18 protein-coding genes are annotated in these 20,570 nt (G+C 68.7%); 3 read left to right on the top strand and 15 right to left on the bottom strand.

Annotated features, from left to right (window positions below; genetic code table 11):
* Positions 1-110: 110 nt before the first annotated feature.
* The 4 genes from acnD to FG99_RS26540 all read right to left on the bottom strand — a co-directional run bounded on the left by acnD (position 111) and on the right by FG99_RS26540 (position 5,621).
* Positions 111-2,720 (bottom strand): Fe/S-dependent 2-methylisocitrate dehydratase AcnD, encoded by a 2,610-nt coding sequence (gene acnD / locus FG99_RS26555; protein WP_043273203.1) that lies wholly within the window; start codon positions 2,718-2,720, stop codon positions 111-113.
* Positions 2,721-2,738: 18 nt separating this feature from the next.
* Complete coding sequence (prpC, locus tag FG99_RS26550; protein ID WP_043273202.1) at positions 2,739-3,896, bottom strand: bifunctional 2-methylcitrate synthase/citrate synthase; 1,158 nt, start codon at positions 3,894-3,896, stop codon at positions 2,739-2,741.
* Between the two features lie 121 nt (positions 3,897-4,017).
* Complete coding sequence (prpB, locus tag FG99_RS26545; RefSeq protein WP_043273200.1) at positions 4,018-4,902, bottom strand: methylisocitrate lyase; 885 nt, start codon at positions 4,900-4,902, stop codon at positions 4,018-4,020.
* The gene (locus FG99_RS26540; RefSeq protein ID WP_009615989.1) at positions 4,899-5,621 is read right to left on the bottom strand and encodes a GntR family transcriptional regulator; all 723 of its coding nucleotides are present in this window, start codon (positions 5,619-5,621) and stop codon (positions 4,899-4,901) included. The genes prpB and FG99_RS26540 overlap by 4 nt, the downstream gene beginning before the upstream one ends.
* A gap of 195 nt (positions 5,622-5,816) precedes the next feature.
* On the opposite strand from FG99_RS26540, the gene FG99_RS26535 reads away from it, so the two are divergent.
* Entirely contained in the window at positions 5,817-6,428 is a 612-nt protein-coding gene (locus tag FG99_RS26535) for a class I SAM-dependent methyltransferase (RefSeq protein WP_043273198.1), read from the top strand.
* Positions 6,429-6,435: 7 nt separating this feature from the next.
* On the opposite strand, the gene FG99_RS26530 is transcribed toward FG99_RS26535, so the two are convergent.
* The 11 genes from FG99_RS26530 to ada form a co-directional block, all read right to left on the bottom strand.
* Positions 6,436-6,675 carry a hypothetical protein gene (locus FG99_RS26530; protein ID WP_009615991.1) on the bottom strand — a complete coding sequence of 80 codons (240 nt, stop codon included), beginning with the start codon at positions 6,673-6,675 and terminating at the stop codon, positions 6,436-6,438.
* A gap of 165 nt (positions 6,676-6,840) precedes the next feature.
* Positions 6,841-7,071 (bottom strand): hypothetical protein, encoded by a 231-nt coding sequence (locus FG99_RS26525; RefSeq protein ID WP_043273197.1) that lies wholly within the window; start codon positions 7,069-7,071, stop codon positions 6,841-6,843.
* Between the two features lie 111 nt (positions 7,072-7,182).
* Positions 7,183-7,635 carry a hypothetical protein gene (locus FG99_RS26520; RefSeq protein ID WP_009615993.1) on the bottom strand — a complete coding sequence of 151 codons (453 nt, stop codon included), beginning with the start codon at positions 7,633-7,635 and terminating at the stop codon, positions 7,183-7,185.
* A 418-nt stretch (positions 7,636-8,053) separates the two neighbouring features.
* Positions 8,054-9,382, bottom strand: coding sequence for a two-component response regulator AauR (locus FG99_RS26515; RefSeq protein ID WP_043273195.1), 1,329 nt, complete (start codon positions 9,380-9,382; stop codon positions 8,054-8,056).
* Positions 9,379-11,265: a sensor histidine kinase gene (locus FG99_RS26510; protein ID WP_043273194.1), complete on the bottom strand. Its 1,887-nt coding sequence runs from the start codon at positions 11,263-11,265 to the stop codon at positions 9,379-9,381. The genes FG99_RS26515 and FG99_RS26510 overlap by 4 nt, the downstream gene beginning before the upstream one ends.
* A 108-nt stretch (positions 11,266-11,373) precedes the next feature.
* Positions 11,374-12,108: an amino acid ABC transporter ATP-binding protein gene (locus tag FG99_RS26505; RefSeq protein ID WP_009615999.1), complete on the bottom strand. Its 735-nt coding sequence runs from the start codon at positions 12,106-12,108 to the stop codon at positions 11,374-11,376.
* A complete protein-coding gene (locus FG99_RS26500; protein WP_173427889.1) occupies positions 12,105-12,773 on the bottom strand; it encodes an amino acid ABC transporter permease in 669 nt (222 codons plus the stop codon). Before FG99_RS26500 ends, FG99_RS26505 begins: the two co-directional genes overlap by 4 nt.
* A complete protein-coding gene (locus FG99_RS26495) occupies positions 12,770-13,516 on the bottom strand; it encodes an amino acid ABC transporter permease (protein WP_009616001.1) in 747 nt (248 codons plus the stop codon). Before FG99_RS26495 ends, FG99_RS26500 begins: the two co-directional genes overlap by 4 nt.
* Positions 13,517-13,702: 186 nt before the next feature.
* Positions 13,703-14,611 carry a glutamate/aspartate ABC transporter substrate-binding protein gene (locus tag FG99_RS26490; protein WP_043273193.1) on the bottom strand — a complete coding sequence of 303 codons (909 nt, stop codon included), beginning with the start codon at positions 14,609-14,611 and terminating at the stop codon, positions 13,703-13,705.
* Between the two features lie 453 nt (positions 14,612-15,064).
* Positions 15,065-15,706 carry a phosphatase PAP2 family protein gene (locus FG99_RS26485; protein ID WP_043273192.1) on the bottom strand — a complete coding sequence of 214 codons (642 nt, stop codon included), beginning with the start codon at positions 15,704-15,706 and terminating at the stop codon, positions 15,065-15,067.
* A gap of 81 nt (positions 15,707-15,787) precedes the next feature.
* On the bottom strand, positions 15,788-16,846 hold the full coding sequence (gene ada, locus FG99_RS26480; protein WP_043273191.1) for a bifunctional DNA-binding transcriptional regulator/O6-methylguanine-DNA methyltransferase Ada: 1,059 nt from the start codon (positions 16,844-16,846) through the stop codon (positions 15,788-15,790).
* 122 nt (positions 16,847-16,968) lie between these two features.
* On the opposite strand from ada, the gene FG99_RS26475 reads away from it, so the two are divergent.
* Entirely contained in the window at positions 16,969-19,332 is a 2,364-nt protein-coding gene (locus FG99_RS26475) for an ATP-binding protein (RefSeq protein WP_043273189.1), read from the top strand.
* Positions 19,333-19,351: 19 nt separating this feature from the next.
* A complete protein-coding gene (locus FG99_RS26470; RefSeq protein ID WP_043273188.1) occupies positions 19,352-20,533 on the top strand; it encodes a response regulator in 1,182 nt (393 codons plus the stop codon).
* Positions 20,534-20,570 lie beyond the last annotated feature (37 nt).

The raw sequence follows: 20,570 nt of genomic DNA, 5'->3' as shown, positions 1-20,570 counted from the left end.
CCTGAAGGGAGAGGGAGCCGTCCGTGCCGGCTGACGCATTGGTTTCATCCTGCGCCGAACGGTCCCCTCTCCCTTCAGGGAGAGGGTTAGGGAGAGGGGCTCTTGTTACATCACGCCGCGGACGACTCGAGGAAGTCCTTGGCGAAGCGCTGCAGCACGCCGCCGGCCTTGTACACGCTGACGTCGGCGGCGGTGTCCAGGCGGCAGGTCACCGGCACGCGAACCACTTCACCGTTGCGGCGGTTGACCACCAGTGTCAGGTCGCAGCGCGGCGACAGTTCGCCTTCGATGTCGTAGGTCTCGGTGCCATCCAGGCCCAGGGTCAGGCGCGTGGTGCCCGGCTTGAACTCCACCGGCAGCACGCCCATGCCCACCAGGTTGGTGCGGTGGATGCGCTCGAAGCCTTCGGCCACGATCACCTCGACGCCGGCCAGGCGCACGCCCTTGGCCGCCCAGTCGCGGGACGAGCCCTGGCCGTAGTCGGCGCCGGCGACGATGATCAGGTTCTGCTTGCGGTTCATGTAGGTCTCGATGGCTTCCCACATGCGCATCACCTTGCCTTCCGGCTCAACGCGGGCCAGCGAACCCTTCTTCACCTGGCCGTCGACCACGGCCATCTCGTTGACCAGCTGCGGGTTGGCGAAGGTGGCGCGCTGCGCGGTGAGGTGGTCGCCGCGGTGGGTGGCGTAGGAGTTGAAGTCCTCCTCCGGCAGGCCCATTTTCGCCAGGTATTCGCCGGCAGCGGAGCTGGCGAGGATGGCGTTGGACGGCGACAGGTGGTCGGTGGTGATGTTGTCCGGCAGGATCGCCAGCGGGCGCATGCCCTTGAGCGTGCGTTCGCCAGCCAGCGCGCCTTCCCAGTAGGGCGGGCGGCGGATGTAGGTGGACATCGGGCGCCAGTCGTACAGCGGGCTGTCGGCTTCCTTCACGCTGCCCAGGTCGAACATCGGGATGTACACCTGGCGGAACTGCTCCGGCTTCACGCTGGCCGCGACAATGGCGTCGATCTCTTCGTCGGACGGCCACAGGTCCTTCAGAGTGATCGGGTTGCCGTTGGCGTCGGTGCCCAGCGGGTCCCGCTCGATGTCGAAGCGCACGGTGCCGGCGATGGCGTAGGCCACCACCAGCGGCGGCGAGGCGAGGAAGGCCTGCTTGGCGTAGGGGTGGATGCGCCCGTCGAAGTTGCGGTTGCCCGAGAGCACGGCGGTGGCGTACAGGTCGCGGTCGATGATCTCCTGCTGGATCTTCGGCTCCAGCGCCCCGGACATGCCGTTGCAGGTGGTGCAGGCGTAGGCGACGATGCCGAAGCCGAGCTTCTCCAGCTCGGTCAGCAGGCCGGCTTCTTCCAGGTACAGCCTGGCGACTTTCGAGCCCGGCGCGAAGGAGGTCTTCACCCAGGGCTTGCGCACCAGGCCCAGCGCGTTGGCCTTCTTCGCCAGCAGGCCGGCGGCCACCACGTTGCGCGGGTTGGAGGTGTTGGTGCAACTGGTGATGGCGGCGATGATCACCGCGCCGTCGGGCATCAGGCCATGGGCCTCTTCGTCGCGGCCGGACTCCAGCTTGGCCTCGTCGGCGATGCCGCGCTCGGCCAGCGCCGAGGTCGGCAGGCGGCGGTGCGGGTTGGACGGGCCGGCCATGTTGCGCACCACGCTGCCCAGGTCGAAGCTGAGCACGCGCTCGTACTCGGCGCTCTTCAGGGCGTCGCCCCACAGGCCGAGGGTCTTGGCGTAGTTCTCCACCAGCGCCACCTGCTCGGGCTCGCGGCCGGTGAGCTTGAGGTAGTCGATGGTCTGCTGGTCGATGTAGAACATCGAGGCGGTGGCGCCGTATTCCGGACACATGTTGGAGATGGTCGCGCGGTCGCCGACGGAGAGGCTGTCCGCCCCTTCGCCGAAGAACTCGACGTAGGCGCCCACCACGCGTTCCTTGCGCAGGAACTCGGTCAGCGCCAGGACGATGTCGGTGGCGGTGATGCCGGGTTGGCGCTTGCCGGTCAGCTCGACGCCGACGATGTCGGGCAGGCGCATCATCGACGGGTGGCCGAGCATCACGGTCTCGGCTTCCAGGCCGCCGACTCCGATGGCGATCACGCCCAGGGCGTCCACGTGCGGGGTGTGCGAGTCGGTGCCCACGCAGGTGTCGGGGAAGGCCACGCCGCCGCGCGCCTGGATCACCGGGCTCATCTTCTCCAGGTTGATCTGGTGCATGATGCCGTTGCCGGCGGGGATCACGTCGACGTTCTTGAACGCGGTCTTGGTCCACTCGATGAAGTGGAAGCGGTCCTCGTTGCGGCGGTCCTCGATGGCGCGGTTCTTCTCGAACGCCTCGGGGTCGAAGCCGGCGGCTTCCACGGCCAGGGAGTGGTCGACGATCAGCTGCGTCGGCACCACCGGGTTGACCTTGGACGGGTCGCCGCCCTGGTCGGCGATGGCATCGCGCAGGCCGGCCAGGTCGACCAGCGCGGTCTGCCCGAGGATGTCATGGCAGACCACGCGCGCCGGGTACCAGGGGAAGTCGAGGTCGCGCTTGCGGTAGACCAGCTGCTCCAGGGCCGCGGTGAGCAGCTCCGGCTCGCAGCGGCGCACCAGTTGCTCGGCCAGCACGCGCGAGGTGTACGGGAGTTTGTCCCAGGCACCAGCCTGGATCTCTTCGACGGCCGCACGGGCGTCGAAGTAGTCCAGTTGTGTGCCGGGCAGGCTTTTACGGTATTGGCTGTTCATGATGTTATTCATCGTTATTCAGGGGCGGTCCTTGAGCGGCACGAACTTCAGGTCTTCGGGACCTACGTAGTTGGCGCTCGGGCGGATGATCTTGCCGTCGATGCGCTGCTCGATGACGTGGGCGGACCAGCCGGCGGTGCGGGCGATCACGAACAGCGGGGTGAACATGGCGGTGGGCACGCCCATCATGTGGTAGCTCACGGCGCTGAACCAGTCGAGGTTGGGGAACATCTTCTTGATTTCCCACATCACGCTTTCCAGGCGCTCGGCGATGTCGTACATCTTGCTGTTGCCCTGCTCTTCGGAGAGCTGGCGGGCGACTTCCTTGATCACCTTGTTGCGCGGGTCGGACACGGTGTAGACCGGGTGGCCGAAGCCGATCACCACTTCCTTCTTCTCGACGCGGGCGCGGATGTCGGCTTCGGCCTCGTCCGGGTTGTCGTAGCGCTTCTGGATCTCGAAGGCCACCTCGTTGGCGCCGCCGTGTTTCGGGCCGCGCAGCGCGCCGATGGCGCCGGCGATGCAGGAGTACATGTCCGAGCCGGTGCCGGCGATGACGCGCGAGGTGAAGGTGGAGGCGTTGAACTCGTGCTCGGCGTACAGGTTCAGCGAGGTGTGCATGGCGCGCACCCAGGACTCGCGCGGCTTCTCGCCGTGCAGCAGGTGCAGGAAGTGGCCGCCGATGGAGTCGTCGTCGGTTTCCACGTCGATGCGCTTGCCGTTGTGGCTGAAGTGGTACCAGTACAGCAGGGCCGAGCCCAGGGAAGCCATCAGCTTGTCGGCAATGTCGCGGGCGCCGGGGTGGTTGTGGTCGTCCTTCTCGGGCTGCAGGCAGCCGAGCACGGAAACCGCGGTGCGCATCACGTCCATCGGGTGGGCCGACGGCGGCAGGGTTTCCAGGGCGGCCTTGACGCCCGCCGGCAGGCCGCGCAGGGCCTTCAGCTTGGCCTTGTAGGCGGCCAGCTCGGCGACGTTGGGCAGCTTGCCGTGGACCAGCAGGTGGGCGATTTCCTCGAATTCGCAGCGGTTGGCGAAGTCGAGCACGTCATAGCCGCGGTAGTGCAGGTCGTTGCCGGTGCGGCCGACGGTGCACAGGGCGGTGTTGCCGGCGGCGGTGCCGGAGAGGGCCACGGATTTCTTCGGCTTGAAGGCAGTTGTGGTTTCAGTCGTGCTCATCGGTGTTTCCTCATCTCTATTGTTCTGGGCTTCAAGAGCCGAGTAAGAGCGCTGGAGGCTGGAGGCTGAACGAAGAGCGAGTCGTCCAGCCTCCAGCGCTTTTTTCGGCCTTTATCGGCTTTTATTTTTTGCTGGCGAAGAGCGCGTCGAGCTTCTGCTCGAAGGCGTGGTAGCCGATGCGGTCGTACAGCTCGGCACGAGTCTGCATCAGCTCGATGACGTTCTGCTGGTGGCCTTCCTGGCGGATCGCGGTGTACACCGCTTCGGCGGCCTTGTTGGCGGCGCGGAAGGCCGACAGCGGGTAAAGCTGGATGGCCACGCCGACCGAGGCCAGCTCGTCGCGGGTGAACAGCGGGGTGGCGCCGAACTCGGTGATGTTGGCCAGCACCGGCACGTTCAGCGCGTCGACGAAGCGCTGGTAGGTCGGCAGGTCGTAGGCGGCCTCGGCGAAGATGCCGTCGGCGCCGGCTTCCACGTAGCGCAGGCAGCGCTCGATGGCGGCGTCCACGCCCTCGGCCTGGATGGCATCGGTGCGGGCGATGAGGAAGAAGTTCGGGTCGGTCTTGGCGTCGGCGGCGGCCTTCACGCGGTCGGCCATTTCCTCGGTGGAGACGATTTCCTTGCCCGGACGGTGGCCGCAGCGCTTGGCGCCGACCTGGTCCTCGATGTGCGCGGCGGCGGCGCCGGCCTTGATCAGGCTCTTGACCGTGCGCTCGATGTTGAAGGCGCTGGGGCCGAAGCCGGTGTCGATGTCCACCAGCAGCGGCAGGTCGCAGACGTCGGTGATGCGGCGCACGTCGGTGAGCACGTCGTCCAGGGTGTTTATCCCTAAGTCCGGCAGGCCCAGGGAGCCGGCGGCAACGCCGCCGCCGGAGAGGTAGATGGCCTTGAAGCCGGCGCGCTTGGCGAGCAGGGCGTGGTTGGCGTTGATCGCACCGATCACCTGCAGCGGTTTCTCTTCGGCAAGGGCGGTACGGAAACGCTGGCCGGGGGAAAGCAGACTCATGACTCACCTCGTTCGTTGGCTGTCTTGGCTTGGGCGTCCAGGTAGTGACGCTCGATATTGCGCTTGGAGGCGCCGATGTGACGGCGCATCAGCAGTTCGGCCAGTTCGCCGTCACGGTCGGCGATGGCATCGAGAATGCGGTGGTGCTCGGCGAAGGCCTGGCGCGGCCGGTTCGGCACGGCGGAGAACTGCAGGCGGTACATGCGCACCAGCTGGTACAGCTCGCCGCAGAGCATCTGGCTCAGGGTGCGGTTGCCGCTGCCCTGGATGATCCGGTAGTGGAAGTCGAAGTCGCCTTCCTGCTGGTAGTAGCCGCGCCCGGCCTGGAAGGCCTCGTCGCGTTCGTGGGTGTCGAGCACCCGGCGCAGCTCGTCGATCTCGGCCTGGCTCATGCGCTCGGCGGCCAGGCGGCAGGCCATGCCTTCCAGGGATTCGCGGATTTCGTACAGCTCGATCAGCTCGGCATGACTCAGCGACACCACCCGCGCGCCCACGTGGGGCACGCGCACCAGCAGCTTCTGGCCCTCCAGGCGGTGGATCGCCTCGCGCAGCGGGCCGCGGCTGATGCCGTAGGTGCGCGCCAGTTCCGGCTCGGAGATCTTGCTGCCGGGAGCGATCTCGCCCTTGACGATGGCCGACTGGATCTTGCGGAACACGTGTTCCGAAAGCGTCTCGCCGTCGCCTTCGACGTCGTTGGGCAGGAGCAGGGATTCGTTCATGGTGTCGACAATCCACATCAGGTGCGGCGAAAACTAACCCCCCTCGTTCGTGTGGTCAAGGGGATTGTCGACAATCGTCTAATGGGCCGACGAGTTATGCACAAAGGTTCCCAGGAATCCGGCGGATGGCGGAAAAGCCCGCGCGACGCGGCCTGGGCTGCGCTAGGCTGGGCGAAACCGCCAGGGGAGACGAGCATGGGAGTCTACGATCGCTACCTGCTGCCACGGCTGATCGACTGCGCCTGCGGCATGGGCGAGGTGATGAAGCAGCGTTCGAAGCTGGTGCCGCGGGCCCATGGCCGGGTGCTGGAGATCGGCATCGGCACCGGATTGAACCTGGGTTTCTACGACGCGGGGAAAGTGTCGACAATCGTCGGCGTCGACCCGGCGGCGCAGATGCAGGGCCTGGCGCGCAAGCGCGCGGCGGGGATCGGCATCCCGGTGGAGATGGTGGCGCTGGAGCTGGGGCAGATTCGCGCGGACGCCGGCAGCTTCGACTCCATCGTCTGCACCTTCACCCTGTGCAGCATCCCGGACGTGCTGGCGGCGCTGCGCGAGATGCGCCGGGTGCTCAAGCCGGGCGGCGAGTTCCTCTTCTGCGAGCACGGCTTGGCGCCGGACGCCGGCGTGCGCGCCTGGCAGCACCGCCTGACGCCGATCTGGAAGCCGCTGGCCGGTGGCTGCCACCTGGACCGCGACATCCCGGCGCTGATCGAGGCCGGCGGTTTCCAGGTGCGCGAGCTGAGCCGCGAGTACCTGCCGGGGCCGCGGCCGATGACCTATGTCTACAAGGGAATGGCCGACTGAGGCCGCTTCAGGCCGGCACCGGGCCCAGGGCCATCACCCGCAGGATGTGCACGCTGCGGATGAACAGGTCGGCCACCGGGCCGCGGCGGTCGGCGCGGCAGTCATCCAGGCGCACCAGGCTTGGCGCGCAGCCGGCCAGCAGGTCGAAGTAGTCGCGCAGTTGCATGCGTCCGCGCAGGCGATGCGGGCGCTGGGCGTTGTCCAGGGTTTCCAGTTCGACCCAGAGGGTGTCTTGATCCGGTTGCATGGTGGGCTCTCGCACGGCGCTGCTGCCGAAGGCTGCGTAGGAAGTTGCCGAAGATTCCTCTGTGACTGACGCCGTGGCGCCCGGTTCCCCGGGCGCCGATGAATCGTGGCGATATTCAGCTTCGGTTCAGCCAGGCCCGCGCCCAGGCAGGTTTCGGCGTGGCGCCTAGGCGGCTGCGTCGCTGTCGTCGGTGCGGATCACCCAGCGGATGTTCACCCCGCGGATGAACAGGTCGCTCTGGCCATGCAGGTCCGTCAGGCGCACCAGGGCGGGCGTGTCGCCCAGCAGCAGGTCGTGGTAGTCGTTCAGGCTGATGCGCCCGCGCAGGATGCGCGGGGCGTGGTTGGGCAGGTGGGTTTCGAGTTCCACCGGCAGGCTGTCGTGATCGTGGGGCATGGCGGGCGCCGCTGGGTGCAATGAGCCCGCAACTGTAGGTTCGGCCCGGCGCCCGGCCTAGTGGAGATTCACCGCTGCTTCTGTAGGAAAAAGCCTGGGTTGCGTGTCGGCTCAGAGACCTTCGTCATCGCGCACCAGCACGCAATGGCAGCCGTCTTCCTCTTCGTGCCAGTCGTGCAGGAAGTACATCTGCACCTTGTCCGGGCTCGGCATCACGGCGACGAAATCGCCGATCTCCGGGACGAAGAAGGCTTTGCTGCCGGGCTCGGCCTCGCACTCCACCAGGGCGTTGAAGAAGGCCGCCGGGTCGGCATCCTCGAAGAACGCCTCGCGCTCGGCGGCGTCCCAGTCGGCGGGCGCCTCGAAGGGGCCGAGAATGAGCACCCTGGCGTCGCCCAGGTCCAGCTCCTCGGCGTCCGGGTCGTTGTCGTCGGGGCGGTAGAAGCAGGCATCCACCGCCTTCGCGTCGGCCAGAATGGCCTGGCGCGCGGCCAGGCGCCGCTGCGGATCGACGCCGGCGTCGGCGCAGAGCTGGTTCCAGAAGGCTTCGGATTTGGCGGACATGGGGCGGCTCCGGCGGGGGCGGCGATGGGGAAGGCGGGTAGTGTAGCGTAGGGCGTATAACCGTTCGCGGTTATACGCCGCCTGACCTTGGCCGCGCCCCGCTCGGAGCCGACCTTGGCCGCTCTCACCGGCGGAAGAGGATCGCCCGGCTCGACCCCTGCGTCGGCGAGGGCATGGGTGTAGCGGCGGATAACGCCGTAGGCGTTATGCGCCCTACGACCGTGCTTCCCTGGGACTCTGTCCGCGATTCGCGTAGGGCGTATAACCGTTCGCGGTTATACGCCGCCTGACCTTGGCCGCGCCCCGCTCGGAGCCGACCTTGGCCGCTCTCACCGACGGAAGAGGATCGCCCGGTTCGACCCCAGCGTCGGCGAGGGCATGGGTGTAGCGGCGGATAACGCCGTAGGCGTTATGCGCCCTACGCCAACCCGTATTTCTTCACCTTGTCGAACAGCGTGGTCTTGGCCATGCCCAGGGCTAGGGCGGCCTGGCTGAGGTTGCCGGCGTGGCGTTCCAGAGCGCTTTGCAGCAGGCTGCGTTCGAAGGCTTCGACGGCTTCGGCGAAGCGCGGTTCGCTGGCGTCCGGGCCCTGGCCGCCGCCGGTCAGCACCGGTAGGCCGAGGGCGAAGCGTTCGGCGACGTTGCGCAGTTCGCGCACGTTGCCCGGCCAGTCGTGGGCCATCAGGCTGGCGGCGGTGGCGTTGTCGATGGCCGGCGCCGGGCGGTCGAAGCGCAGCGAGGACTGCTGCAGGAAGTGCTCGAAGAGCATCAGGATGTCTTCGCGTCTTTCCCGCAGCGGCGGCAGTTGCAGGGTGATGACGTTGAGGCGGTAGTAGAGGTCGCTGCGGAAGCTGCCCTCGCGGCCCATGGCGGCGAGGTCCGACTTGGTCGCGGCTATCACCCGGCAGTCCACCGGGATCAACTGGTTGGAGCCCAGGCGTTCCAGCTGGTGTTCCTGCAACACCCGCAGCAGCTTGACCTGCAGGTTCAGCGGCATGCTCTCGATCTCGTCGAGGAACAGGCTGCCGCCGTCGGCGTGCTCGATCTTGCCGATGCGCCGCTTGCCGGCGCCGGTGAAGGCGTGGGCCTCGTGGCCGAAGATTTCGCTGTCGATCAGGCTTTCCGGCAGGCCGCCGCAGTTCAGCGCGACGAAGGCCTTGGCCTGGCGCCGGCTGTAGTCGTGCAGGCAGCGGGCGACCAGTTCCTTGCCGGTGCCGGTCTCGCCCTCGATGAGCACGTTGGCCGAGGTGTCGGCGACGTTGGCGATCAGCTCGCGCAGCGCCTGCATCGCCGGCGAACGGCCGATCAGCCGGGCCTCCAGGGCCTGGCGCCCGGCCAGTTGGCGGCGCAGCTGGCCGATCTCGCGGCTGAGCCGGCGGTGTTCCAGGGCGCGCCGCGCCACGTCCACCAGGCGCTCGGGGGCGAAGGGCTTTTCCATGAAGTCGTAGGCGCCGTCGCGCATGGCCTGCACCGCCATGGCGATGTCGCCGTGGCCGGTGATCAGCACCACCGGCAGTTGCGCGTCCTTCTCGCGCAGGCGGGCCAGCAGTTGCAGGCCGTCCATGCCGGGCAGGCGGATGTCGCTGATGACGATGCCGGGGAAGTCGGCGCCCACGCGCCGCAGCGCTTCCTCGGCGCTGGCCACGCCGTCGCTGTCGAGGTCTTCCAGGGCCAGGGCCTGCTGGCAGCCGAGCAGCACGTGGGGGTCGTCCTCGACCACCAGTACGCGGAGTTTTTCGTCGCTCATGGCGTGGGTTCCTGAGTGGGCTGCAGGGGCAGGCTGAGTTCGAAGGCGGTGCCGCCGGCCTCCGGGTGGGCCACGCCGAGGCTGCCGCCGGCGGCGGTGGCGAGGCTGGCCGAGAGCGTCAGGCCCAGGCCCAGGCCGTGCTCGCCGGGCTTGGTGGTGAAGAAGGGTTCGAACAGGTGCTCGCGGGCATCCGGCGGGATGCCCGGGCCGTTGTCGCGCACCGTCAGGTGGTATTGCGCGCCCTCGGCGCGGCCGCTGAGCCAGAGCTGGCGGTCGGCCTGCGCGCTCATGGCGTCGAGGGCGTTGGCGATCAGGTTGACCAGGATCTGTTCCAGGCGCGTCTGGTCGATGCCCAGGCTCACGTCGTCGAATTCGCGGTGCAGGGCCAGCGGGCAGTCCTTCAGGCGCACCTGCAGCACCCGCAGCGCGGCGTCCACCGCCTTGCCCAGGCGCGCCTGGCCGTGGTCGTCGGCGCGCCGGGCGAAGGCGCGCAGGCTGGCGGTGATGCGGCCCATGCGGTCGACCATTTCGTTGATCGCTTCGAGGTTGCTGCTGGCGATGTCCAGGGCGCCGCGCTGGAGGAAGCGCACGGTGTTGCCGGAGAGGGTGCGCAGCGCCGCCAGCGGCTGGTTCAGTTCGTGGGCGATGCTGGTGGACATCTGCCCGATCACCGCCAGCTTGCCGGCCTGGACCAGGCGGTCCTGGGCCTTGCGCAGGGTGTCCTCGGCCTGGCGGCGCTCGCGGATCTGCTCGCGTAGATGCTGGTTGCTGGCGCGCAGGTCGGCGGTGCGCTCGGCGATGCGCCGCTCCAGTTCGTCGTTGGCCTGCTGCAGCGCCTCGCGGGCGGCCAGGCGGGTGGCCAGGACCTTGCGCCGCTCGTTCCAGGCGATCAGCAGGAACGCCAGCAGGGCGAAGCCCACCGCGGCCAGCACGCCGTGGATCATGGCCTCGCGGCGCACGTCCTGCAGCGGGCTGAGCAGGGTGAAGTCCCAGGGGGTGTCGTTCAGGCGGCGGCTCTGCTTCAGGTACAGGCGCTCGGCGTGCGGCTCGCCGCTGGCGTCGCGGTCGCGGAAGCCGATTTCCTCCACGCCCTCGCCCAGGGCCCGGCGCGAGCTGGGCTGCCATTCGTTGAGCGCCCACCAGTAGTACTGCAGGCTGCGCGCCAGGCGCTCCTTGTCCGCGGCGCTGAGCGAGCGCACCGCCTTCAGGCGCAACTGCGGGTTGCTGGAGAGGACGATGATGCCGTTCTCGTCGCTGACGAAGGCCTGCAGCTGGGCCTTCTCCCAGCGTTCCTCCAGGGCCTCCATCTTCACCTTGACCACCGCCACGCCGACGATGCGCCCGCCATGCACCAGGCCGTGGGCCAGGTAGTAGCCGGGCTCGCCGACGGTGCTGCCGATGCCGTAGAAGCGCCCCGGGCGGCCCTGCACGGCGTCCTGGAAGTAGGCGCGGAAGGACAGGTCCTCGCCCAGGTAGCTGTCGGCGTCCTGCCAGTTGCTGGTGGCCAGCACTCGGCCGGAGGTGTCCAGCAGGTAGATGGCGCGGCTGCCGGCGCGGCGGTTGAGGCCTTCGAGGTAGGCGTTGACCAGGTCGCGGCGGTAGGGCGTGGGTTCCAGCAGCAGGCGGGTGACGTTGTTTTCCAGCTCCAGCAGGCTGGGCAGGTAGGTGTAGCGGCTGATCTCGCTTTCCACCCCGCGGGCGTGCAGTTCCAGCTGGCGCTCGCCGCTGGCGACCAGGGCGCGGGTGCCGGCGCCGGCGCTGACCAGGTAGCCGCCGTAGCCGAAGCCGAGCATCAGCAGGATCAGCGGAATCGGCAACAGCAGGTTGCGCACGAGGCTCGGCTTCACGTTCGGCGGTGGCAGGGTCAATGGCTGGGCGGGCATTGCATCACAGTCGTCGGAAGCGAACCAGCCCGGCGCCGGGTGTGGCGACGGGCCGGCTGGTGATGGGTATCGCTTCGCTCAACCCATCCTACGGGGCATGGGTGGGCTTCAGTGGGTGAGGATCTTGGCGAGGAACTGCCGGGCGCGCTCGGAGCGGGCTTCCAGGTCGCCGAAGAACTCTTCCTTGGCGCAGTCTTCGACGATCTGCCCGCGGTCCATGAAGATCACCCGGTCGGCCACCTTGCGGGCGAAGCCCATCTCGTGGGTCACGCACATCATGGTCATGCCTTCCTGGGCCAGTTGGACCATCACGTCGAGCACTTCGTTGACCATTTCCGGGTCCAGCGCCGAGGTGGGTTCGTCGAACAGCATCACGATCGGGTCCATGGCCAGGGCGCGGGCGATGGCCACGCGCTGCTGCTGGCCGCCGGAAAGCTGGCCGGGGTGCTTGTGGGCGTGGGCCTTGAGGCCGACGCGGTCGAGCAGCGCCAGGCCCTTCTCGGTGGCCTCGTCCTTGCCGCGGCCGAGCACCTTGACCTGGGCGATGGTCAGGTTCTCGGTGATGGTCAGGTGCGGGAACAGCTCGAAGTGCTGGAACACCATGCCCACCCGCGAGCGCAGCTTCGGCAGGTTGGTCTTCGGGTCGGCGATGGAAGTGCCGTCGACCACGATGTCGCCCTTCTGGAACGGCTCCAGGGCGTTGACGCACTTGATCAGCGTCGACTTGCCCGAGCCGGACGGCCCGCAGACCACCACCACTTCACCCTTGGCGACCGAGGTGCTGCAGTCGGTGAGGACCTGGAAGTCGCCGTACCACTTGTTGACGTTGTCGATGGTGATCATAGGGCTAACCCTTTCTGCAGGCGCTTGACCGCGAAGGAGGCGGTGAAGCTGACGATGAAGTAGACGAGACCGGCGAAGATCAGGAATTCGTGGGGCTGGCCGATGATGTCGCCGCGCGAGCGCGCCGCGTTGAGGAAGTCCATCAGGCCGACGGTGTAGACCAGCGAGGTGTCCTGGAACAGGATGATGCTCTGCTGCAGCAGCAGCGGGGTCATCTTGCGGAACGCCTGGGGCAGGATGATCAGCCGCATGCACTGGCCGTAGGTCATGCCCAGGGCTTGCGCCGCGCCCATCTGGCCTTTCGGGATGGCCTGGATGCCGGCGCGGACGATCTCGCAGAAGTACGCCGCCTCGAACATCACGAAGGCCACCAGGCAGCTGGTGAAGGCGCCCACCGGGGTGTCGCTGCCGGTGATCCAGCGCAGGATGTAGGGCACCGCCAGGTAGAACCAGGTGATCACCAGCAGCAGCGGGATGGAGCGGAAGTAGTTGACGTAGAAGCCGGCGAGGTTGCTCAGCAGGCGGTTGTGGGACAGGCGCATCAGCGCCAGCAGGGTGCCCAGCACCACGCCGCCGAGCACGCCCAGGCCGGTCAGCTGCAGGGTCATGGCCATGCCGTCCCACAGGCCCGGCAGCGCCGGGACGATCGAGCCGAAGTCCATCATTTGCCTCCCACGGAAATCAGCCCGGGCAGCGCGACCTTGCGCTCGACCAGGCGCATGAACAGCATCAGGCTCATGTTCAGGGTGAAGTAGATCGCCGTGGCCAGGGTGAAGGCCTCGAACAGGTTGGCGCTGAACTCGGCGGTCTGCTTGGTCTGCGCCAGCAGCTCCATGAGGCCGATCAGCGAGGCCACCGAGGAGTTCTTGAAGATGTTGAGGAACTCCGAGGTCAGCGGCGGGATGATGATGCGCAAGGCCTGCGGCAGCAGCACGTAGCGGTACACCTGCGGCAGGCTGAAGCCCATGGCGCGGCCGGCGGCGACCTGCCCCCCGGGCAGCGCCTGGATGCCGGTGCGCACCTGCTCGCAGACGCGCGCGGCGGTGAACAGGCCCAGGCACACCACGACGCTGACGAAGGCCGAGGTCTCCGGCGCCAGGCCGAGCTTGAACCAGTCCTGCAGCGGCTGCGGCAGCAGGTCCGGGACCAGGAAGTACCAGATGAACAGCTGCACCAGCAGCGGCACGTTGCGGAACAGCTCGACGTAGCCGGTGCCGATGGCCGACAGCCAGCGGTTCGGCACGGTGCGCAGCACGCCCAGCACCAGGCCCAGCGCCAGGGCGAGGAGCCAGGCAGTGAGGGCGACGGCGATGGTCCAGCCCAGGCCGGCGATGTACCAGTCCAGGTAGATCTCGTCGCCGATCCCGGTGGACTTGAAGAACACGCCCCAGTCCCAGTTGTAGTTCATGAAGGTTGCCCTCGATGGCCCCGTGCGGGGCGTCGAAACGGCCGGAACGCGGCGCGCAGGCGCCTGCGCCCGTGGGTGGCGGGCGTGTTCCGGTGGTGGATCGGGAAGGAAGGGGAGGCCGGGAGCGCCGCTGGCGCTCCCGTTCCCCGCCCGGCCGCGCCTCGTGAGCGCGGCGGGGCGCCACCCTTACATCTGCTCGGCAGACTTGTCGGTGGGACTGGCGATCAGCTTCTTGAGCGTGTCGCTCATCGGGAATTCGAGGTTCAGGCCCTTGGGCGGCACCGGCTGGGTGAACCACTTGGCGTAGATGTCGTTGATCTGCCCGGAGGCGAAGGTGTCGGCGATTGCCTTGTCGACCACCTTCTTGAAGCCCTCGTCGCCCTTGCGCACCATGCAGCCGTAGATTTCATAGGACTGCGGGGTGCCGACCACCGCCCAGTCGTCGGGCTTGCGGGCCTTGGCCATTTCGCCGTAGAGCAGGGCGTCGTCCATCATGAAGGCCACGGCGCGGCCGGATTCGAGCATCAGGAAGGATTCGCCGTGGTCCTTGGCCGAGATGATGTTCATGCCCATCTTCTTCTCGGCGTTCATCGACTTGAGCAGGCGCTCGGAGGTGGTGCCGGCGGTGGTCACCACGTTCTTGCCCTTGAGGTCGGCGAAGTCGCTGATGCCGCTGGTCTTCCTGGTCAGCAGGCGGGTGCCCACCTCGAAGATGCCGAGGGAGAAGTCGACCTGCTTCTGGCGCTCCAGGTTGTTGGTGGTGGAGCCGCACTCGATGTCCACGGTGCCGTTCTGCACCAGCGGGATGCGCGTCTGCGAGGTGACCAGGTTGTAGCGCACCTTGAGGTCGGGCATGCCCAGTTCCTGCTTGACTGCCTCGACCACCTTCAGCTGCAGGTCGTGGGAATAGCCCACCGGCTGGCGCGGGTCGTCGGCCAGGTAGGAGAAGGGGATGGAGGCGTCACGGTGGCCGAGGACGATGGTGCCGGAATCCTTGATCTTCTTCAGGGTGCCGGTGAGTTCCTCGCAAAGGGCCGGAGTGGCGAACAGGGCGGCGACGATGGCCACGCCCAGCACACGGGGTGCGATACGCATTGATGCTTCCTCGACTTGTTCTGGTTGTTGTCGATCCTGCGGCAGGCGTACCCGGCGGCGGGCCCTCCTGGCGGCCGGCGGGCAAGCGCGGCGCTGCCGCATGCTCACGGGGAAGCTATGGAGCAGGGACCGTGCCAGTCCCTGGATTTTATTTTAAGTGATTGAATTTAAAGGACTTATATTCGGGCTTGGCAGGCCGTTGGCGAGACGGGCGTTCGGAGTTCCGGATAGATGCCGTTCGCGCGTTCGGTTTTCCGAACGCGCACGCCGCTCCCTTGTAGGAGCGCGCCCTGCGCGCGAATCGCGGGCAGGGCCCGCTACGAAGAGCGCGCCAGCGCGGTCTGTAAGGGAGGCAGGGTATTTCACCGTAGGATGGGTTGAGCGAAGCGATACCCATCACCGTGGCCCGATGGGTTTCGCAGGCTCAACCCATCCTGCGAAGAGCATCTCGGCTCAGGCCGCTGGCGCCCGCTGCCCGTCGAGGCGATGGAAGCCACCCCACTCGCCGCGCTTGAACGGCTGGTCGCGGTCGGCCATGTAGGCGGCGATGCGTTCGAGCATCTGGTGGGTGGGCGCGCGCACGCCGGTCACGCCCTGCAGCGAGGCCAGCAGCAGGACGAGGGCCAGCAGCACGGGCGACAGCGACGGCAGGCGACGCTGCGTCAGGCAGAGGAAGGCGCCGCTGGCGGCCAGGCCCACGGCCAGCCCGCCGTAGACTTCCGCCGGCGAATGGACGTTGATCTGCAGCCGCGACACGCCCACCAGCACGGCCAGCACGGCGCCGCCGGCCGCGGCGGCCAGGCGCCAGGCGGGGCGGGCGGGCAGCAGCAGGCTGCAGAGCACCGGCAGGACGCTGGCGGCCATCATGCTGTGGCCGGACAGCCCGGTGAAGTTCCAGGCGGGAATACCGATGCCCCAGCCCATGAAGGCCAGCTTGGAGACCAGGGTGACGCCGGCGGCCAGGCCGAACAGCAGCAGCCAGCAGTTGGCGTTGTACGTTTCCCGGCGCAGCAGCAACCAGGCATAGATGAACAGCGCGCAGGGCAGCAGCAGCGAGCTGTCGCCGAAACGGGTGATGAGGTTCCAGAGGGTCATGGGGCTTGCAGGCGGTCCTTCGAGGGGCCGAACCATAGCACAGCGAGGGCTCTGCCATGGGCCCGGCCGATCGGAGGCGGCTCAGGCCGGTTCGTCCTGCTGCGCCGCCTGGTCCTCGCGGCGCAGCAGCTCGCGCTTGCGCTCCAGGCCCCAGCGGTAGCCGCCGCTGCCGCCGTCGGCGGCCACCACCCGGTGGCAGGGCACCAGCAGCCCCACCGGGTTGCTCGCGCAGGCGCGGGCGATGGCCCGGGGATGGCTGTGCAACTGCTCGGCCAGTTCGCCGTAGCGCCGCGTCTGCCCGCTGGGAATCTGCGCCAGGGCGCGCCAGACGCGCAGCTGGAAGGCGCTGCCGTGCAGGTCCAGGGGCAGGCCGGCGGCGCGTTCGGGCTGCTCCAGCTGGCGCAGCACCCGGCCCAGCCAGTCGCCCAGGCCGGCGTCGTCGCGCTGCAACTCGGCGGCGGCGAAGCGCTGGCGGAGTTCCGCCTCCAGCTGCTCCGGCGCATCGCCGAACAGCAGGGCGCAGACGCCCCGCAGGCTGGCGGCCAGCAGCACCTGGCCGAGCGGGCAGGGGGCGATGGCGTAGCGCAGGCGGATGCCGGCGCCCTTCTGTCGGCGTTGCGCCGGGCTCAGCGCGGTGGGCGCCTCGTAGAGCGCGCGGGTGCCGGAATAACCCGCCTCCAGGGCGGCATCGAGCACCGAACGCGCCTGCGGCAGGGCGGCGGCCAGGCGCTGCTGGCGGCGGGCCTCGGCCCAGGCCCGCGGCGTCAGGCCGGTGCGCGCCTTGAAGGCGCGGGCCAGGTGCGAGGCCGAGAGGCCGATGAGCGCGGCCAGTTCGTCCATGGTCAACGGGCGCTCGGCCTGCTCCAGCAACTGGCAGGCGGCGGCGACCAGCGCATCGAGGCGCTGCGTCGGGCTCTCGCCGTCAGGCGTGCAGCGCTTGCAGGGGCGGAAGCCCGCGGCTTCGGCGGCGGCTGCGTCGGCGTGGAAGCGCACGTTGGCGCGGCTTGGCCGCCGCGCCGGGCAGCTCGGCCGGCAATAGACGCCGGTGGAGCGAACGGAAAACACGAAACGCTGGTCGAAGCCCGCGTCACGCTCGCAGACCGCCTGCCAGCAGCGTTCGTCATCGGGAAGTGGGGGCATGGCGCTCTCCAGGGAGGACCGGGTACATGGGGAAATTGTCGGCGTCACCCGGCGGGCGGGCAATCCGTAATCGCTTTTCAAACTGCCGGCTACGCTTGCAGGAGGTCCGTCGAGAGCCCGCCATGCCCTGCCGCCGACTCCTTAGCCATTGCCTGCTGCTCTGCTTCCTGCTGTGCCCACCGCTGTGGGGCGCGGAACTGGCGCTCAGCGGCCACGAACGCAGCTGGCTGGAGGCCCACCCGACGCTGCGGGTGGGCATTTCCCGCGATGGCTGGCCGCCGTTCGAGATGGTCGACGCCCAGGGCGGGTTCCAGGGCATCAGCGCCGACTACCTGAATCAGGTCGCCCAGCGCCTGGGCCTGCAGTTGCAGACGCAGACCTTCGACGACTGGGCGCAGGTGATCGAAGCGGCGCGCAAGGGCGAGGTCGACCTGCTGCCGACCGTGGCGCGCTCGCCCGAGCGCGAGCGCTTCCTCGCCTTCAGCCAGCCCTACCTGAGCACCAGCAGCCTGATCTTCGCCCGCCGCGACAGCAATGTGCGGGTGCTCGACGACCTCTCCGGCAAGCGCGTGGCCGTGGAGCGCGACTTCGCCGTGCACGACCTGCTGCGCACGGCGGTGCCGGGGGTGGCCTTCGTCATCGTCGACGACACCGCCGAAGCCCTCAAGGCCGTGGCTTCCGGGCGCGCCGACGCCTACGTGGGCAATCTCATCTCGACCAACTATCTGATCGGCCAGCTCAACCTGAGCAACCTGGAGGTGCGCGGCGACAGCGGCCTGGACAACAGCCAGGTGCGCTTCGCCGTGCGCCGCGAGCTGGCGCCCCTGGTGCCGCTGCTGGACCGCGCCCTGGCCAGCATCGACGACGGTGAGCAGGAGCGCATCCGCCAGCGCTGGCTGCCGCAGATAGACGCCTTCGACTGGATGCAGCTGCTGCAGGCGGCCTGGCCCTACGTGGCGGGCTTCTTCGCCCTGCTCGCCTTCGTCCTGGTCTGGAACCGCCGCCTGCAGATCCAGGTGGCCGAGCGTGCCCGCGCCGAGGCCGAGGAGCACCGCCAGCGGCGCACCCTGCTGGCGCTGATCAACGCCATCCCCGACCCCATCTGGTTCAAGGACACCGAAGGCCGCTACCTGGGCGCCAACCACGCCTTCGCCGAATGCCTGGGGCTGCCGGCCGAGGACGTGATCGGGCGCAGCGACGCCCAGCTGTTCAGCGACGCCGCCAGCGCCGGCCGCGGCGAGCGCGACCGCCAGGCGCTGTCGGCCAGCCAGCCGTTCGCCAGCGAGGGCTGGGTGGTCTACCCGGATGGCCGGCGGGTGCTGTTCGATACCCTGCGCAGCGCCTTCCACGACGACCACGGCGCGTTGCTCGGGCTGGTCGGGGTGAGCCGCGACATCACCGCGCGCAAGGCCACCGAGGAGGCCCTGGCCCAGGCCCGCGACCTGGCCGAGCAGGCGGCGCGGCTGAAGAGCGAGTTCCTGGCCAACGTCAGCCACGAGATCCGCACCCCGCTGAACATCATCATCGGCCTGGCGCACCTGCTCGAACAGACCGCCCTGGACCCGCAGCAGCGCGACTACCTGGGCAAGATCCAGGGTTCGGGCCAGTACCTGCTGGAGCTGATCAGCGACATCCTCGACCTGTCCAAGGTGGAGGCCGGGCGCCTGGAGTTCGAGCACCTGGACTTCGACCTGGAGCGCCTGCTCGGCGAGCTGGTCGACCTGCTGGCGATCCGCGCCGCGGGCAAGGGCCTGAGCCTGGAATGCCACATCGACCCGCGGCTGCCCTCGCACCTGCTGGGCGACTCGCTGCGCCTGCGGCAGATTCTGATGAACTACGGCAACAACGCGCTCAAGTTCACCGAGCACGGCTCCCTGGAGCTGGAAGTGCGCCTGGACATGCAGGCCGGCGACGAGGACTGGCTGTACTTCGGCCTGCGCGACACCGGCATCGGCATCAGCCCGGCGCAGCAGGAACGCCTGTTCGAGTCCTTCCGCCAGGCCGACAACTCCATCACCCGGCGCTACGGCGGCTCGGGCCTGGGGCTGGCGATCTGCAAGCGCCTGGCCGAGGCCATGGGCGGCGAGGTCGGGGTGGACAGCGAGCCGGACAAGGGCAGCCTGTTCTGGTGCCGCCTGCCCCTGGGCCACGTGGAGGATGCGCGGCCCATCGACCTGTCGCGCATCCTGCGCTCGCCCTCGACGGCGCCGCCGCTGCTGGAGGCGCCAGAACCGGCGGGGCAGCCGGCGGTCGAACTGCCGGCGGCCGAGCGCCAGCAGGCCGAGCAGGTGGTGCGCCGCCTGGCGCACCTGCTGGCTGCCGACGACCCGCGCGCCGGACGACTGGTGGGCGAGCGCGCGGGCCTGCTGCGCAGTATCTTCAATGACGGGTACGACGACGTCGCGGCGAGCATCCGCCGCTTCGAGTTCGAGCGGGCCCTGGAAAAACTGCTGGTGTTGTCGCGCGAGCGCGACATCCGCATCTGAGCGCAAGAGGGGTGGAACCTTGGACAGCATGCTGGACCGACCGGACCAGGAAGTGATCCTGGTGGTCGACGACCAACCGGACAACCTCATGCTCATGAGCGAGCTGCTCATGGGCCAGTACCAGGTGCGCGTCGCCGGCAGCGGCGCCAAGGCCCTGCGCCTGGCCGCCAGCGAGCCGCGGCCGGACCTGGTGCTGCTCGACATCATGATGCCGGAGATGGACGGCTACGAAGTCTGCCGCCAGCTCAAGGCCGACCCGCTGACCGCCGAGATCCCGGTGATCTTCCTCACCGGCATGGTCAGCACCGCCGACGAGCAGCGCGGCCTGGACCTGGGCGCGGTGGACTACATCACCAAGCCGATCAGCCCGCCGGTGACCCTGGCGCGCATCCGCGCGCACCTCAAGCTCAAGGCCAACGCCGACTTCCTGCGCGACAAGAGCGAATACCTGGAGCTGGAGGTGCGCCGCCGCAGCCGCGAACTGCAGGCCGCCCAGGACGCCACCCTGGAGGCCATGGCCACCCTCTGCGACCTGCGCGACAACCCGCACAGCCGCCACCTGCTGCGCATCGAGCAGTACATGCGCCTGCTCGCCGACGCCCTGGCCCGGCGCGAGGGCGAGGCCGGCGGCCTGGACCTGGAGCAGATCGAACTGCTGGCGCGCTCGGCGCAGCTGCATGACATCGGCAAGGTGGCGGTGCCCGACCGCGTGCTGCTCAACCCCGGCCAGCTCAGCCCCGAGGACCAACTGCTGATGCAGAGCCACACGCGCATCGGCCACGACGCCCTGGCCGCCGCCGAACGCCGCCTGGGCAGCCCGGCGGAATTCCTGCGCTACGCCAAGGAGATCGCCTACGGCCACCACGAACGCTGGGACGGCAGCGGCTACCCGCGGGGCCTGCGCGGCGAGCAGATTCCGCTGTCGGCACGGCTGCTGGCGCTGATCGACTGCTACGACGAACTGACCAGCCGCCATCCCTACCACGCGACCTTGTCGCCGGATGAGGCCCGCCAGCAGATCCTCGCCGCCAGCGGCAGCCACTTCGACCCGCAGGTGGTGGAGGCCTTCGCCGAGGTCGCCGACGGCTTCGCCGCCATCGCCATCCGCTACGCCGACGACGCCCAGGCCCTGGGCAGCGAGATCGAGCGCATGGCCGATGCCCTGGGCGAAAGCATCGAAATGACCACGACGCCACCATGATTCCGGCGGTCGGTGCTGGGCGTCACCCGGCGCATGT

The organism is Pseudomonas sp. AAC (assembly GCF_000725445.1).
GTDB lineage: Bacteria > Pseudomonadota > Gammaproteobacteria > Pseudomonadales > Pseudomonadaceae > Pseudomonas > Pseudomonas citronellolis.
The sequence above is the reverse complement of the archived record's forward strand: the minus strand, read 5'-3'. Positions and strand labels throughout refer to the sequence as shown.